General features: G+C 39.5%; 13 protein-coding genes. 3 read left to right on the plus strand and 10 right to left on the minus strand.

The window, feature by feature from the left end:
- Positions 1-116: 116 nt before the first annotated feature.
- The 6 genes from R3E32_08085 to R3E32_08110 form a co-directional block, all read right to left on the minus strand.
- Positions 117-2123: a glucoamylase family protein gene (locus tag R3E32_08085; protein ID MEZ4884668.1), complete on the minus strand. Its 2007-nt coding sequence runs from the start codon at positions 2121-2123 to the stop codon at positions 117-119.
- Positions 2124-2274: 151 nt separating this feature from the next.
- Positions 2275-3558, minus strand: coding sequence for an Ig-like domain-containing protein (locus R3E32_08090; protein ID MEZ4884669.1), 1284 nt, complete (start codon positions 3556-3558; stop codon positions 2275-2277).
- A gap of 162 nt (positions 3559-3720) precedes the next feature.
- Positions 3721-5205, minus strand: coding sequence for a RagB/SusD family nutrient uptake outer membrane protein (locus R3E32_08095; protein ID MEZ4884670.1), 1485 nt, complete (start codon positions 5203-5205; stop codon positions 3721-3723).
- A 119-nt stretch (positions 5206-5324) separates the two neighbouring features.
- Entirely contained in the window at positions 5325-8309 is a 2985-nt protein-coding gene (locus R3E32_08100; GenBank protein ID MEZ4884671.1) for a TonB-dependent receptor, read from the minus strand.
- Between the two features lie 361 nt (positions 8310-8670).
- Positions 8671-9723, minus strand: coding sequence for a hypothetical protein (locus R3E32_08105; GenBank protein ID MEZ4884672.1), 1053 nt, complete (start codon positions 9721-9723; stop codon positions 8671-8673).
- 189 nt (positions 9724-9912) lie between these two features.
- Positions 9913-11679 carry a hypothetical protein gene (locus tag R3E32_08110; protein MEZ4884673.1) on the minus strand — a complete coding sequence of 589 codons (1767 nt, stop codon included), beginning with the start codon at positions 11677-11679 and terminating at the stop codon, positions 9913-9915.
- Positions 11680-11786: 107 nt separating this feature from the next.
- Between R3E32_08110 and R3E32_08115 the strand changes: the two genes are divergently transcribed.
- Positions 11787-12587 (plus strand): SDR family oxidoreductase, encoded by an 801-nt coding sequence (locus R3E32_08115; protein MEZ4884674.1) that lies wholly within the window; start codon positions 11787-11789, stop codon positions 12585-12587.
- 104 nt (positions 12588-12691) lie between these two features.
- Here R3E32_08115 and R3E32_08120 read toward each other — a convergent pair whose 3' ends face one another.
- Entirely contained in the window at positions 12692-13723 is a 1032-nt protein-coding gene (locus tag R3E32_08120) for a DUF5683 domain-containing protein (protein ID MEZ4884675.1), read from the minus strand.
- 173 nt (positions 13724-13896) lie between these two features.
- Here R3E32_08120 and R3E32_08125 point away from each other — a divergent pair, with 173 nt between their 5' ends.
- Positions 13897-14463 (plus strand): YIP1 family protein, encoded by a 567-nt coding sequence (locus R3E32_08125; GenBank protein ID MEZ4884676.1) that lies wholly within the window; start codon positions 13897-13899, stop codon positions 14461-14463.
- A gap of 83 nt (positions 14464-14546) precedes the next feature.
- A complete protein-coding gene (locus R3E32_08130; GenBank protein ID MEZ4884677.1) occupies positions 14547-14921 on the plus strand; it encodes a hypothetical protein in 375 nt (124 codons plus the stop codon).
- A gap of 5 nt (positions 14922-14926) precedes the next feature.
- On the opposite strand, the gene R3E32_08135 is transcribed toward R3E32_08130, so the two are convergent.
- The 3 genes from R3E32_08135 to R3E32_08145 form a co-directional block, all read right to left on the minus strand.
- A complete protein-coding gene (locus tag R3E32_08135; GenBank protein MEZ4884678.1) occupies positions 14927-15808 on the minus strand; it encodes a ParB/RepB/Spo0J family partition protein in 882 nt (293 codons plus the stop codon).
- Between the two features lie 110 nt (positions 15809-15918).
- Entirely contained in the window at positions 15919-16707 is a 789-nt protein-coding gene (locus R3E32_08140; GenBank protein ID MEZ4884679.1) for an AAA family ATPase, read from the minus strand.
- 142 nt (positions 16708-16849) lie between these two features.
- Entirely contained in the window at positions 16850-17530 is a 681-nt protein-coding gene (locus R3E32_08145; protein ID MEZ4884680.1) for a metal-dependent hydrolase, read from the minus strand.
- Positions 17531-17596: the final 66 nt, after the last annotated feature.

A 17596-nucleotide genomic window follows, 5' to 3' on the forward strand; every position in this document is an offset into this window, starting at 1 on the left:
TGCAAAACAGCAGAAATTTTCTTCAAAATGCCAAAAAAGAAAACATCTCTCTGTCTCTCCATCTCAGCGTTTAATTTTCAAGTCAAGTAAGTAAAAAAAATTGTGCCTCTCTGTGTTCAATAGTTAAAACCCAATTTGTTCAGTCCATTTTGTACTTCGGGGCAGGACATGAACAAATCCCACAACAATCCTGTGCGGTAATTTTCAATCATTCCGACAATGGGGCCTTGGTCGATAGCCAGATAAGAACTTGCATACCAACCTTCGGTGAGATTGAATGCATCGTAGAAACCATATTGTCCCCACAGTTTATCACCCAACACATAGTAAAAATGGTGAAGTGCTTGCATAGATTTTTCGGGTGTATAGGGAAAAGAGGATAAAGCCGCAGTTGGCGTGATTACCCCTCTGTCGTTGGTTGGCGAATGGGCCGAATAACCTGTATTTCCGTCGCTTGCAGTCAATCCCCAACAAGATTCTCCATATCCCACATAATTTTTGGGGTTGTCAATGCAGTACGCACGATTGATGAGGGTGTGATTGGCGGTTTGTTCCCAATAGTTGGCGTAAGTATCGCTGAGATTTTGAGGATTAATGCCTAAGTAGGTGTATTGTTCAAAGAAAAGTGGCCCTCCCAAATTGTTGTTTCCCAATGGCAATGTAATTCCATAAGATAAATTACCGTTCTGCATATTGCCGTTTCTCGCCCATCCTTGTTTGTAGGCTTCAATATCAATGGAATGTGTGGGAGAAGACGCAGCTAAAATGTAGGTAATCAAGGCTTCGTTGTAGCCACTGATTTTGTGGTTTTTTTCCCATGCAAAGTTGGGCGACCAATGCCAATATAGAGCATTTTCTCCTCCTTTGGTATGCCAATTCCATTCAATGTTTTCCCAAAGTTGATTGATGTCGTTTTTCAAAGTATTTTCTTGGGTGTTTTGATCGCTGAGGTATTGACGAACGGTCAGCAGACCCATTGCCAAAAATGAGGTTTCGACCAAATCTCCTCCATCATCATTGGTGCTGAATGGAATGACCTTTCCAGTTGAGCCATGTAGCCAATGTGACCATACACCGTGAAATCGGTCGGCTTGAGCTAAGAAATTGACGATTTTTTCGAGGCGGTCAATGCCTTCTTGTCGGGTGATGAATCCCCTTTCGATGCCGACGACAATTGCCATCAATCCAAATCCCGAACCGCCTGTTGTGACGGTATTTCCAGAAGTGTTGCGCTCTCTTGTTAATCCACTTACAGGATGTCCAAAATCCCAAAAATACTTAAAGGTTTGCTGCTGTACTAAGGTCAAAAGTTCTTCATCTGAAATGAGGGGGAATTTTGGAGTGGTGTCTATTGCAGTATAAAATTCTTTGTCAAATCCACCAAAGTCATTTCCTTCAATGGATGCGAGGCTTTGAAAGATGAAAAATTTGTAGGCGGTGATGTGCTGCAATGTTTCAAGATTGTTGACTTTGAAGGTATGGGGTATTGTTTCAACGGTTGTCAAGTCGAGAGGTACATTATGACTGCCGCCAATCAATCGTATTTTATCTTTTAGGCTTGCCAATTCTACTTCATGTGAAAAGGTGAATTGGATGTCTATATTTTCTTGTGGAATGTCAATGATGCGTCCGTTTACATTGAAGTCTGCGCCATTGAGGGTGATGGATTGCAGTTCTAAATCTGGACGCAAAGTTTTGAAATTGTAGGTGATTCCATCGAAGGTTTCGTTGTTTTCTCCTTTGAGTTTATCGTTGAGAATGACTTGGTAATCGGTGAAAGTCTGCAATTCTTGTTTAGGTTGGGCGGAGATGGTTTTGTTGTTGTCCAAAAAAAAGTAGGTCAATTCTATCGCTTCTCCTGCAAGGCTTTGCAGTTGAAAATTTCCTCCTAAGACCGATGATAGTTGAATGGCATGGGTGAAGTTAATGACAATGGGTTTGCCGACTTCAATGTTTTCTGTTGTCTGATTGGATTGCAGATTGAGGATACCAACTCTTGCTGCGGTAATCTGCAGTTTGTCGGGAGTAGGTTTTGGCGTGTCTCCACCATCTTTTTTGCATGCGGTAATCAGCAGCAATACATTGAAGAAAAGAAAAAGAAAGGTTTTGGAGAAAGGGTTCATAGGGGGAAATGGAGAATTGATAAATCAAACATCAAACCTCGTCTATCTTTAATCTTACATCTCACAATGTGGATATACGATATTTGAGGTTTGATATTTGATTTTTAGTAAAAAATACTAATGGTTAATAAATTGAAAATCAATGCAATGATTATGGTTTTTCAGCATTGTACAACTGATCTACATCTGTTGCAGAATAAGCATTGCTGAAAATACGCACATCGTCCAAACCACCTTTGAAGTGATTGGCATCAGGAAAATCGTATCCACCCCAAGGTTCATTGTCCCAGTGAGTGGTGGCAATGTCGTGGTTAAATCCGAAAGCCAACCCTTTTCCAATGACATCTGTACCTGCATCGCTGTCATCAAAAGTAACACCGGTAATGTTGTTCAAAGCTGGACTTGGTGGGCTGTTCAAGTTGTCAGTTTCAATCAATTGACCATTGATATAGACGTGTCGCTTGTTGGTACCTGCGTCATACACCCAAACCATGTGTGCCCATTTTTGATCAAGTAAAGAACCCAAACCATTAGTTGGAGTAAGGTCTTTTTCAAATTCGACTCCAATCCAACCGCCATTATTGGCATCTTGACCGTCTGCATTCACAAAGAAATCGTTGGCAAGTGTAGCATCTGCACTTTCGTATCTCTGAGTGATTTTCATTCCACCTAAACCACCTTGAACTTCAATAAAAAAGCCATAAACATCACCAATTCCCATAACAAAGTGTCCACCAACATGGTCAACAGAATCCACTCGTACCCAATAACTTAAAGTAAAACTTCCACCTTTCAAAAATTGGTCACCATTGGCTACTTCAATGATGCTCGCATCACCATCAAAGAATGCCGCACTTTCTTGGTTTCCAAATCGGTCTGCACCATAAGTTACTGCAATGTCTGTACCATTGTAGTTGTTGTTAGAAGAATTGGAGTTACCATTGAAGTTCCAATATGCCAATTGGTCTGCTTCTTTTGGAGGAGCAACGTCAGAACGTCCTGCGGATTTGAAACTACGGGTTGTAGAAGTAAAACCTCCACCGTCTGAACTTGCTAAACCTGAAGTTAAAGTAAGCGTATAGTCTGTTCCTCTCGCCAATTCTGCATTGGGTGTAATGGTAATTCCTTTACCTGAACCTGTAACTGTAGCAGCAACACTACCAGATGCAGAACTGATGCTAACATTGGAACTGGTTGCAGTAGCAACATCAATATCTGTGTCAAAAGTAATGGTAATGGTTGCATCTAAAGGAACATCTGTTGCAGCAGAACTTCCATTCAAGTCTATTACTGTTTGTGTACCACTTTGAAGATCCGTACCAGCCGCATTGATAGTTAGTACATTCAGTGGAGAAGGGTCATCTTCTTGACAACCTGTGTTAAATAAAACACCCATTGCAACTATGGCCAATAGGTAAAATTTTAATGATTTCATAAACGAATAAATTTTAACGTAAAAAAATAAAAATTATCAATAAATTTTAGGTTTGCTTTCGATTTTCTTTTATGGGCATTCTAAAGCATTTACATCCTGATTTTTAAATAAAAATACATACTTTTTCTACAAAGTAGTATTAGGCATACATATTGTCTTTATTTACCAATTGGGATTTTGTGTGAGCAATCCTTCTGACAAGTCAATTTCGCTTTGAGGAATAGGGAATAAATCGTGTTTTCCTGCTACAAATCCTAATGGCCCTAAAATTTCTGCGGCTCGTCCTGTACGAACTAAGTCAAAAAATCGGTTTTGTTCCATTGCCATTTCTGCCCGTCTTTCGTGTAGTATTGCATCTCGCACATCAGATTGACTTGTTGAAGTGATATCAGGCAAAATGTTGTTGTTTCCACCTCTTGCACGTTCTCGGATTTTGTTTACATAAGTCAAAGCCTCGGCAGTTTTACCGTTTTCATTCATGGCTTCGGCTGCCATCAACATAACATCCGCCAACCTAAGCACCCGCACATTGTGGTCCCAAGATTCCAAAGGGCCTGTGCCTGGAATCCATACTTTCTGGTTGTAACATTCAATCTCGAGGATTTTTGTTTTGGCTGTATCTGCATAAGTTGTATCAGGGGTAGCTGAATCGTTGCCCATCGTAATACCATCCAAGGTTTCGCCTATATAAATGATTGTTGCATCGAGTCTAGGGTCGCCTTCTTCAAAGAAAGTGATTAAATTCCAAGATGGACGATTGAAGCCCCATCCTCTGTTGGGATTACTTCTAAACCCTTGCGTATTGCCATATTGGTGTCCGCCATTTTGAAAGTCTTCGGGACGTGCGCCAATTTCAAAAATAGAACCTGAACCGAATTCACCATCTTTGGAAAATACTCGTTCAAAATTGGGTTCAAGGGAATATTGACCTGAGTTGATGACTTCAATTGCGTATTTTTCGGCATTGACAAAATCTTTTTGGTATAAATACACCTTCGTAAGCAATGCTTTGGCTGCTCCTCGTGTAGATCTTCCCATATCTTCGGAGTCGTATTGGCTTTTTTCGGGCAGGTTTTCAGCTGCAAAAAGCAAGTCTTCTTTGATGAGGTTGTAGACTTCTTCGGCAGTGTTACGGGCTACTTTTCTTTCGGGGTTGATGGTTGTAATGATGGGAACACCGCCATACAATCGAACCAAATTGAAGTAGGTGAGTGCTCTGATAAATCGTGCTTCGCCAATTAATCTGTTTTTTAATGTTTCATCCATATCTATATCAGGAGCACGTTCGACCACCAAATTGCAGCGTTTGGCCGCTAAATAAAGGGTCGTAAACCAATTCGTTACTGCTCCTTCGCTGGGTGTGTAAGAAAAATTTTCAAATGCTTGAATTTGAATAGCATCTGTTGGGTTGCTACCCTTCCTAGCATCGTCTGACATGATGTCCAAAATCGGATATCCTCCATGATACCTCCAATCTCGCAGTACATTGTAGGCTGCATTGGTGGCTAAGATGGCATCGGATTCGCTTGTCATAAAATCGGTTTCTTCGACTTCAGAAAGCAATCCTTTGTCTAAAAAGTCTTCGGAGCATTGGTAGTTGCTGATTGCTGCAAGGAAGATGAATAAGTATATCGTAATTTTTTTCATTTTTTATCACAGATTTAAATTGGGTTTTGGGGTTTCACAGATCTTCTTTAAGACCTTGATAGAGATTACAAAAAATTTTAAAACTTTTGTAGTCTTAATCTGTATTTGAGTGAATATCTTTAAAAAGTTAAATTAATTCCCGCAGAATATACGGCCGTTACGGGATATGTTCCTAAGTCTATACCAGATGACAACACATTTTGACTGGCGATTTCGGGACTGTAACCCGTAAAATCGGTCATGGTGTAAAGGTTGGTACCTCTCACAAAAAGAGTTCCTCTTTGGAGGTGCAGCTTTTCGCTGAGAGAGGCAGGTAAGGTGTAATTCAATGCGATACTTCTAAGACGTACAAAAGAACCATCTTCAATGAACCAATCTGAAGGGGTGTAATTTCCACCACCTGTGGTCAATCGGGGGTCGGTATTGCTCGTGCCTTCACCTGTCCATCGGTCAAGAATGGAGGCTTCGTAGTTGTAAAGTTCGGGACGGACAGCACGTTTTCCGTTATAGATTTCGTTGCCAAATTGTCCTTGAATGTCTACCAGCAATTCAAAGTTTTTGTAGCCAAATTGCAGATTCACGCCCATCATAAAATCGGGAATATAAGACCCAATAACGGTTCTATCGTCTGCATTAATGACACCATCGTTGTTGATGTCTTCGTAACGAAAATCACCTACATCTTGACCTGATAATCTTGGGAAAGAGGTCAATTCGCCTTCGTTTTGAAATACACCTGCTACTTTGTAGCCAAAGAAAGTTCCTACTGCCAGGCCTTTTTCGGTGCGGGTAATCAATTGTCCATTGTTTAGGTTTCCGTCTTGTATGAATTCGTCTGCAGCACCTACATCTGTTACTTCATTTTTTACGGTAGAACCCAAAAAGCCCAGACTGTAATTGAAGTTGCCTCGTTTTTCTTTCCAATTGATATAAAATTCTAAGCCCGAATTGTTGACATCGGCAGCATTGAAGTTCACCCTGCGAAATGCGCCATTGCCAAAATGGGCAGGTAGTAAAAGTGGCACGAGTACTTTGTTGGTTTGTTTGTTGTAATATTCAATTTCTCCTGTCAATTTGTTGTCAAACAATCCAAAGTCTAAACCCACATCGAAGGTTTCGGTATTTTCCCACTGCAAATCTGGATTGCCCGCATCGGTTAGCGTAGCCCCGGGAAAAAGCTCTTCGTCAAAACCAAAGACTGCCTCCAAATCGTTGTTATTCACTCTCGAAAACCGTGCTTGATAAGGTATTCTGTCATTGCCATTGATTCCCCAACTTCCTCTTAATTTCAATGTGCTAAATCCTGATTCTGCTAAAAAAGGTTCTTCTGACAAGCGCCATCCCAAAGCCAAAGAAGGGAAATTTCCATAACGGTTGTTAGGCCCAAACTTGGAAGAACCGTCACGACGAAAAGTTCCTGTAAATAAATACTTGTCATTCAAGACATAATTCAATCGAAAAAGATAGGAAATGTAAGAATAGTTTTCCAGAGAGGTTGTTGCATCAAGTGTTGTTGCGTCTCCTGCGCTGATATACCAAAATTCTGGGTCCTCTCTGATGAGATCCTCCACCGTATTTCGAGTTTCGTCTTTGCTGGTTTCTTGAGAAGTGTAGCCTACGAGTACGTCAAAGCGGTGGTTCTCCAATGTTTTGTCATATCGCAAGGTGTTTTCCCAAATCCATGTAGATTCGTCTTTGGTGGTTTTCGTCAAGTCGTTGATTTCGTTTTGTTGAGTAGGCGAAACGAAGAACACAGGCGAAAAGATGGTCTGTTTGAAGTAGAGCAAATCTGTTTGATAACTGGTACGGAAAGTGAAGTCTTTTAGGAAATTCACATCTGCATATAAGTTCCCCACAGCCCTATATCGATCAAACGAATCATTGGAATATTCGATGGTTGCCAATGGATTACCTGCCCCATCAATCTCTAAAAAATTTCCATCTGCATCGAATGGCTCGGAGGTTGGCCAAGCACGATATGCGGCTGCAACTACACCAGGAGGATTAGTTTTGTCTTCTTTTGAAAAGGTGAGATTGGTTCCTAAGGTGATGAAACTACTGGCTTTAAAGCTACTGTTGAGCTTCAATGAAAGGCGTTGGTAGTCAGATTTGGAGAGAATTCCTTGTTGGTCATAGTAACTTCCGCCCAAATAATAGGCAAATTTGTCGTCTGCACCCGAAATAGACAAATCGTATTTTTGGATAGGCGCATTGTCCTCAAAGATAAGGTTTTGCCAATCGGTATTTGGAAGGATGTCTATATTGTTGAAGCGTCCTGGCTGAATCAGATTGACAATTTGTGCCAACTCTCTGCTATCCAATAAATCTATGGTATTCGGCACATATTCTAAACTGTAAGTGCTGCCAACATTGATGACAGGTCTGCCTTTTGCGCCTTTTTTGGTGGTAATGATAATTACTCCATTTGCACCCCTTGTTCCATAAATGGCTGTTGAAGAAGCATCTTTAAGCACTTCAATGGATTCGATGTCGTTGTTATTGAGAAAACCAATGTCGTTTAGGATTACTCCATCTACGACAAAAACAGGAGATGCTCCAGCCAAAAAAGTTGACACTCCTCGAATGCGAATCACTGGATTTTCACCGGGGTTTCCCGAAACACTGCTGACTTGTACGCCGGGAACTTTTCCTTGAAGTCCTTGAATGACATTGGCATCGGGTACTTTCACCAAGTCTTCTCCTTTGACGGAATAGACCGACCCTGTCAGGTCACTTTTTCGCATGGTGCCATAACCAACTACCACGACTTCATCCAATTGCTCAGCATCTATTGCCAATTGAACATTGATAACCGATTGCCCACTAATGTCTAGTTCCTGTGGTTTATAGCCAATGAAGGAAAAAACAAGGATATTTTCACCAACATTTACACTCAGTGTAAAATTTCCATCAAAGTCAGTAACCGTCCCTTTCGCAGCACCTTTTATCACCACATTCACACCAGGAAGTGGTTCATTGGTATCACTTCCTGTGATTTGACCTGTGACGGTTCGTTGGGCATAAATTGAAGAGGAGTAAAAACAGATTAAACAAGTAACTAAAACGACAAATTTGAGTAAGAGTAAAGGTTTATAGTTTCCCATATAAAGATAAGTTTGTTAGGATTTAACATTTTGTTTGTGCATTGCTTTAGGCAGATGAATCTGGCTAGTGATTCGTTTTACTATCCAACAAATTTATAGTTTTTGAAGTCGAAAAACGAATAAAATACCTCACTACTACTACGCCATTACTGTTTTTTGGGTATATTTTTGTCAATTCAATTTTTGATTAGTTATTGATAATGAATTTAATGCACTCTTTCATAACTTCTGTGTGATAAAAAAAGCGAGAAAAACACCTCACCATCTTAGCATAGACGAGAAATAGAATATAAATCGAAATGAAGGAACGATTCAGTGATTTGAGAAGGTAATGTGATAGAGGTTTTACTCCTTTCTTGCTTCAATATTGAATCATCATTTCGGTCAAGTTGGTTGAAGGATCTAAGCCCATTTTTTGCCGCAATCGGTAGCGTTTGTTTTCTACTCCTCGGAGGGAGATATTGAGCAAGGGAGCGATTTCTTTGGAAGATAAATTCATTTTGAGGTAAGCTGCCAATCGAAGGTCGCCCGGTGTCAATTCAGGAAAATCGTTTTTTAGTCTTTTGAAAAATTCTCCATGCAACTGATTGAAATGGGCTTCAAAAACCGACCAATCATCCTCACTGCTGATGTGTTCGTCTATCAATTGCAGTGATTTTTTGATTTCTGCTTTGTTTGTTTTACCATTTGAGTCGGTTTTGAAGTTGTTGAGTTCTTGTTTGAGTTGGATAAGAATTTCGTTTTTGCGGACAAGATTCATGGTCGAATCTGCCAACTGTCGGGTTTTATTTTCATTCTCTATTTGGAGTCGATCATTGTTGGCTTCGATGCGCTGGCGGTGGAGTTCTCGTTCTCTTTTTACTTCGAGTTGCCTTTTTTGGTATTCCAAACGGCGTTCGTGCCATTGCAGCAATATGTAGAGCAAGGCAATGAAAATTCCCATGTAACAAAATTTTGCCCAAGCGGTTTCGTACCATCGGGGTTCAATTTCAAATGTAAATGCTGTTATGTTTTTTGATAGTTCGGATTGGATCTCAAAGACATAAGTACCTTTACCTAGATTGGTGTATTCCTTGTTTGTATGGTTGTCCCATGCAGACCATTTTTCTTCAAAGCCTTGTAGTCGGTAGCGTATTTTTGCTGGATAAGTGTAGTGAGGGACTGCAAATTGAAATTGAAGATGGTTTTCAGAAGGTGTGAAAATCATAGGTTGAGGTAGCTCATTGACCGCATTGAAGGGAATGGTATTGCCATTGATTTGTAAATGACCAATCATCGGCTGCAATGTACTTAAATCATTGTGGGATGAATCTTTATCGTGGTGATTTTTGGGATAGAATAGTCCGTAACCATCGTCTAAACAAAGCAAATAAGTGGTGTCATTGAGCAAGACAATTTTTTCGTGGTTGGGCACTAATGAAATAGACTTGTACGGATTTGATTATGATAGAGTTATGTGAAAAGTGATTTGTTGTGTGCAATTATTTTCCTCTTGAAAAACATTTGTTATAATCAAAATATAGGACTCTTTTTCAAAACATTTGTTTATGAGTGTTTTAAGCATAAAATAATAAATCATTAAATATTTTCAATAATTTATTATTCACTGATTATCGAGCCGAACAAGTCTAATATACAATTGCAGTTCGTCTTTGCCATTGAAGTATTGGATATAATTGGGATAAATTTTGAACCAGTCTGTCTTTTTTCCTCTTGTAAATTCATATTTTCCTGATTCTAATACAATATTGTTCATTGAAGTAATCGGCTCAAACTTTTGTAGATCCTCATTGAAGGTCATAAAAAGCGAATCGGATTTGACCACCATTTTTTCTTCAAAAGCGAATAAGGAAAGGTTGAATACAGAAGGCAAACCGTCTTGTAAATCAAAAGATTGGATTTTTTCAGCCTTGGTCAATTGTTGGTTTAGTTTTGTGCGAAACAGTCCTTTTTGGGGATGTGCTACCCAAAGCCAGTCATTTTTGTCAAAACCAATTTTCTTGGAAGGGATGCTGATTCCTTCAATGCGATTGGAATAAATCCAGCTACCTTGTTCATCTTGCTTGAAGACTACCAAACCTGTGTAAGTTCCTTGTAAAAGTGTGTTTTTTATATGGGGATGTGCAATCAAGCGATAACCACCTGTGACGGATGAAATGGGCTTCAACTGATGGTTTTCGACCAAAAAAGTTCCTGAATTGTGTCCACAAAGTAGTTGCCCATTGAGTAACTGCAAATCCCAAACCTGCCCTTGACTTCCTTCAATGTGTTGAAAATCTTGGTTAAAATCTGATTGCCACGGCTTATAAAACAAACCTTGATTAGTGCCTATATATAGCTGTTCTTCAAAGAGAATTGCGGTATAAACGGTGCCAATTTCACCATTTTTGTCGTGGGCATATACGATTGGTGCATCCAACACTACTAAGTCAATGCCTTTGTCCAAGCCTACCCAAAGATTGCACATTGAATCTTCAAAAAGTGCCAATATGGTGTTGTTTTGGAGGGCGTTCTGTTGGTTGAGGTGGTAACGAATATTACCAACAGAATCGGTGATGTACACGCCATTGCGAATGGTTCCCCACGCATAATCTCCATTTTGTAGGCGAATCCCTTTGTTGAGTTGGTATTGCTTCAATAAACCGTTGATAGGCAGTTGCCAACTTTTGAAGTTTTTACCATCATATTGAAAAATACCTGAATATTGTGTGCCTATCAGATAAGTATCTTCACTAATAGTGGGCAAAATTGCAGCCACTTTTTTATCTTGAAAAAGTTGACTATTGCGGACTTTTTGAAAAGTATTTTGAGGACTAAGTTCATACAAACATTCTGTTAACACAGGTACAACAAGTTGATTTTGAAGCGTTCTTGCAAACATGATGTTGGAAGGTGGCTTGATAACCATCACTGTATCTGCATCACGGTCAAAGCGATACATCATCGAAAAGGACTGAGCATAAATGTGTTGTTCGTGTTCAAAAATATGCCAAATTTCTTCTTCGTAAATGCGTGGTTCTGAAATTTTTTCGACCAAAGAAATATAGTGGTATTTGCCATCGGTTTCGGTGTGCCAATAACCAAACATTCCGAATCCTCCTATAAAAATGTTGCCTTCGGTATCACAATAGGTTGTACGAACAATTTGCTGATTCGGAATTTGAAGTGTATTCCACTGACTTCCATTGAACTGCAATAGTCCTTGTGCATTTCCAAAATACATTTGCAGGTCTTGCCCCTGAGTGATAGACCAATTTTGATTTTGCCCTGCATACTGTTGTTTAGAGAAATGAATCACCTTTGGCACTTCTTTGGCGGTCAAAGTCCATGAAAAAAGGCACAACAATAGGTACATCACTAATTTTTTCATTCAAAGCACTTGTTTGTCCTTCAATTTGTAACTGATGGAAGAATTATCCAAAGTTAAAATAAAAATTACTTCCTATTCAATTCGCCTTTCTCCTTATATTTGCGCTTATGGCAAATTACTATCAAAACAAAGTCGTATGGGTAACAGGTGCTTCTTCTGGAATTGGAGAAGCCTTGACTTATGCCTTCAATGAAAGGGGGGCAAAATTGGTGATTTCTGCTCGTCGGGAATCTGAATTGGAAAGGGTGAAAAACAACTGCAAAAACAAATCGGCAGAAGTATTCATTTTGCCTCTCGACCTCGCAAAACACGATGAACTTCCTGCAATTGCAGCCAAAAGTATTGCGCATTTTGGCAAAATAGATATTTTGGTCAACAATGGTGGACGAGGTTTTAGAGGTTTGGTAAAAGATACCGAAATGGAAGTACATAAGCAAATTATGGATGTTAATTATTTTGGCACAGTGGCTGTTACCAAAGCTGTTTTACCGAATATGATTGCCAATAAATCGGGACAAATTGCAGTGATTAGCTCTTTGACGGGTAAGTTTGGAACGCCTATGCGTTCGGCTTATGCGGCATCAAAACACGCTTTGCACGGTTTTTTTGATGCTCTGCAAGCTGAAGTTTTTAAGGATGGGGTGAAGATTACCATGATTTGCCCAGGTTTTGTGTCCTCCAATTTGCTGACCAAATCACTGACGGCTGACGGCGGTTTGTATGGTGAGGAGGAAGAAAGTGCGTACAAAAGGATGCCCGCAGATGTGTTCGCTCAAAAAGCATTGAAGGCGATTGAAGGTCAAAAAGAAGAGGTGTATATTGGAGGAACTGAAAAATTAGCGATTTATGCGAAGCGGTTTGTTCCGAGTATTTTCAATTATTTTATTAGGAAATCGAAGGTTAGTTAGTGATTGGTAATTAGATATTAAGTGAATTTAATCCAAAAACGATAAGTTCATTAGATATTTTTTTATAAATTGATTTGTAGAATCTTAGCTCCAATCTTCACTGGCTAAAAATCCACTACCCATCTTACTCCTCTAAATCCCATTCTGCCAAATTCATCGGGCGCAAAATTAGGTTCGACTCGGATACTCAAATCGTCACTTACATCAAAATCATAGAGGTGTGCGTCAATCGTTGCGTCAATGATGTTGATGGCATAAATCAAGCCTGTAAACAGAATGGAAATGGACAACAAACGGTCACGACTTTCAAAAGCATTGAGGGCATTTGTGTCTGTTTGGTAAAAAGGGGAGGTCAATGGCGGGTCACCATAGCCTTCACGGGTAAGGGCAAGATATTGGTCTCGAAAGAGTTGTCGGTTTTTGAAGTGGTCGACAACTAGATAACCTGTGAATCCCAAGAGTCCATAAATAATCGGAATTTTCCAATATTTGCGATTGTACACCTGCCCCAATCCTGGCAATAATGCCGAGCGTGTGGCCGCACGAAGGGGAGAATGTGGGCGGTTTTTGCGTTTGATTTCGGAGCTGACAAAGGCATCAATGATGTTGGCACCATAGATAATGGCGGTACTGGTGAACCCTACGGTATAGTTTCGCCCTGCTGTTCTTCGTTTTTCCCGCAATTCTACCAAACTTAAATTTGCAGTTTGTGCGCTTTCTTGGTAATCAGGATTTTGCAGCACTTGATTGTCCAGACGACTTTTGTAGGCGTTTTGATAGGTATTGTACTCGCTTTTGAGGAGAATTGTGGTGGCTGCTCCCCCTACAAAAAGCCCTGCATAAACGGGTGCTTTCCAATATTGTTTGTTGTAAAGATGCCCACCTCCTGGAATCAAAGACCACATTGCCGCCCGTTTGGAGTGCTTTCGCAAGACAGAATCGGGCAGCAAGGTTGGGTTTTTCCTCGCTGCAATGACCACTGAATCAGCATTGATGCTTACTAATGGAATACTGTCTATGGCAGTAGTAGGGATGGTATCGGGTGGTATAATTTGAACAGGGTCGAGTTCTTGGGCGTTTAGGGGATTGCCCAAGAGTAGGAATAAGAAAGGGATGAGAAATTGGATTGTACGCATGTATTCCGTTTTTGAAAATCGCTTTTATTTGGAGAGCTAAAGATACGATATTGTTTTTGGAGTAGTTGACGAAGTGTTTGGGGTTGGGCGTTGCTTCGTGTTTTTTATCAATAATAGCTTTTGATTATTGGATTCATTTAGTATATATTGCAGAAAATAAAAACTAAAAATCAATGACTTCACTTCTTAATATCTTATGGAATCCCGTGACTACTTTGAAGGAACTGGGAAAAGAATATTCCGATGATTTACATAGAAAAAGTATTTGGATTATCGTGGCTTACAGCGTAATTATTTCTATCCTAAACGATGTGCAAAACACAAGTGAAGCAGTTTTTTTAGTGCAGATTGGAGGTTTATGTTTGGGTATTGCTATTACCTTGTTTTTTGTATTTGCTTTAAGTTCAGTTATTTATTGGATAGGAAATACAATAGTAGGAAAAGCAGCGTTTACAGAGATTGAAGCAACGGTCGCATATTCGTTGATTCCCACTTTGTTTGGATTCATTGTGGTGGTATTTATAAATGAAATGGATTGGAATTTATTCGACTGGAATAAAAGCCATTTTATCAACTCCATATCTTTTTTAGGATGGATTGCATCAACCAATATTGTTTATCAAGGGGTTAAGCTATTCAATCAATTTAATTGGAAACAGACTTTGTTGGCTATGCTTCCATTGTTACTACTATATGTGGTAATACTTGCACTCATTTTTTATGTTTTTAGTTGGAGTTGAAAATTACTGTCAGACTGAAATTATCCCTGCTACTTTTCTGTTTGCTCTTATTTGCTCTACACCCCATCTCCATTTATGGACAGTTGAATCCAAGAAGCCCCTATTTATACAGTACGGGAGGCTGTGGGTTTATAGGGGATAGCCCGATGCCGCAATCTGCTATTGATATGTTTGAACTTGTGAATTCGAGAAACTATGTAGAACTCAAAAAATGGCTTTATTCTCCATATCCTGAAATTCAAGCTTTTGGAGTAGAAGGTATGCACTATTTTTGCGAAATGGGAATACCTATTGAAGTAGAAGATGTCGAAACAATAGAACGTTTAAGAGAAAGCAGTACATTAGTGAATACTTGTGCAGGGTGTATTTACAGTGCTGAACCAATGAAGGATTTATTGAAGTATAATGATTTATCATATTCTTATTGGCATTGTAAAAGAGAAGGTTATTTGCATTGAACAAATCACCCCTTCATCTTCTTCAACAACTCATTCAATTCCTCATTCGACCCAAAAGGAATGGTAATTTTCCCTTTGCCTTTCGGATTCGCATTGATTTCGACCTTTGTATCAAAATAGCGGGCCAAATCGTCCGTCACCCTTTGCAGGAACAAATCGGGTTTATCGTCTTTTGAAGCAGAAGGCTTCTTCTTGGCACTTTGCCAACTTTTAATCAAAGCATCCGTTTGACGGACAGATAACTCTTTCTCTATAATTTCTTGACAAATAGCAATTTGATCTTCTGACTTCAATTCACCACTCAGCAAATATTTGCAGTGACCTTTGGTGAGATCGCCATTCTTCAGTGCAGCAATTACCATCGGAGGTAGACTCAATAAGCGAAGTTCGTTGGTAATAGACGAGCGTTTTTTACCGACTCGTTCCGAAACCTGTTCGTGAGTCAGTTTACATTCATCAATCAAACGTTGGTAACTCATGGCGATTTCGATGGGATTCAAGTCCTTACGATGTGTGTTTTCCACCAAAGCTGCTTCCAGCATAAACTGTTTATTCGCCAAAACCACATAACCAGGAATCGTATCTAAGCCTGCTAATTTTGCAGCCCGAAGCCGTCGTTCTCCTGCAATCAACTGAAAATTACCGTTTTCCAATTCTCGAACGGTAATCGGTTGAATCAATCCCAAAGTTTTGATGGAGTCCGCCAGTTCTTGCAGTGATTCCTCTCCGAAATCTTTCCGAGGTTGAAAGGGATTCGCTTCAATGTCTTCTAAAGGTATTTCCAGAACGGTGTTGAGCAATTCCTTTTCGTCTTCCGCATTGTTGAAGTCCGATAATAGTGAGCGAATGCCCATTCCCAATGCTTCTTTTTTAGGTCTTTTTGCCATACTATTTTGATGCTGTTGTTTCTATTTGATATTTACAGATGGATGCTTTTTCTATTGATTCTGTCGATGTTAAGTTGATACTTTGGGTTGATAAATCGTCCATCGTTCTCTCACCCAAACTTTACCACCTTCAATCCATTCTTTTTCAACACTTCTTTGCCCAAATTGATGTAGTTGATTGCACCTTTGCTTTGTATATCGTACATAATCACCGATTTGCCAAAACTTGGTGCTTCTCCCAATCTTGTATTTCGATGAATAACTGTATCAAAAACCATCCCTGCAAAATGTCGCTTTACTTCCGAAATAACTTGATTTGACAAACGAAGACGGGTGTCAAACATGGTCAGTAGAATACCTTCAATTTGTAGTTTTCGATTCAAACGCTTTTGAACTATTGTAATAGTATTCAGCAGTTTACCCAATCCTTCAAGTGCAAAATATTCGCATTGAACAGGAATCAAAACCGAATCGGCAGCCGTCAGTGCATTGAGGGTAATCAAACCCAAAGAAGGAGAACAATCAATAATGATGAAATCGAAATCTTTTTTGATGGTCTGCAAAGCCTTACGCATCAATATTTCCCGTTCGGGATGGTCTATCAACTCCAATTCTGCGCCGACCAAATCCAAGTGTGAAGGCAGCAAATACATATTGGGGCTGTCCACATTTTTGATGCTGTCTTTGATGTCGGCTTTGCCAATCAAACACTCATAAATACTCACTTTCACCGTTTTAGGGTCAATTCCCACCCCTGAAGTTGCATTTGCTTGCGGGTCAGCATCTACCAAGAGCGTTTTGTAGTCCAAAATGGACAAACTCGCTGCTAAGTTGATGGCTGTTGTGGTTTTCCCAACTCCACCTTTTTGATTTGCAATCGTAATAATTTTTGCTGCCATATTTTTTTTTTGCTTGTATAGTATGGTGACTGGTGGATTAGTGAATGGTTATCAGTTGTGCAATATTATAATATTGAATCAATTGTATAAAAAAACAATGCAACTCAACTAATAACCAATCACTGGTCACATAAATTACTGATTACAAATCTCTCGTTTCACCAATCTTCATCAAAATCAATTCTTTTCCTTTTGAAGTAAAAGCTGCTTTTGCAACGTCTTTGTCAATTTCAATATAACCAAAAGTATCGTAATGTACACCCACTATTTTGTCACATTCCACAAATTCAGCTGCAATAATCGCATCTTTGTAGCCCATTGTAAAATTATCACCAATGGGTAAAACAGCAAAATCTAATTTTGTAATCTTAGGTATCAGCTTCATATCCATGGTTAATGCGGTATCTCCTGCAAAGTAGAAATTGCCTTCGTCAGAAGTAATCACAAAACCACCAGGATTACCGCCATAAGTACCATCGGGTAAAACGCTCCCATGAATGGCATTGACATACTTTACTTTTCCAAAATCAAAGTTCCAAGCACCTCCATGATTCAAAGGATGACCGATTTCATAACCCTGACTTTTGTACCAATCTATGATTTCATAGTTAGAAACAATCGTAGCACCTGTATTTTTTGCAATTGTCAAGGCATCGGCTACGTGATCACCATGTCCATGCGACAATAAAATATAATCTGCTTCGATACTGTTAACATCTATATCTTTTGCTTTGGGATTGGGTGTAATAAATGGGTCAAAAAGAATATTTTTGCCCTTGATAGTGACACTAAAACACGAATGTCCATAAAAAGTGAACTGCATAAGTTTGGATTTTATCAGGTTACAAAAAAAATGAAAACCTAAAGATACGATTCCTACATATCAAGC

It is taken from the genome of Chitinophagales bacterium (assembly GCA_041392475.1).
GTDB lineage: Bacteria > Bacteroidota > Bacteroidia > Chitinophagales > UBA2359 > JAUHXA01.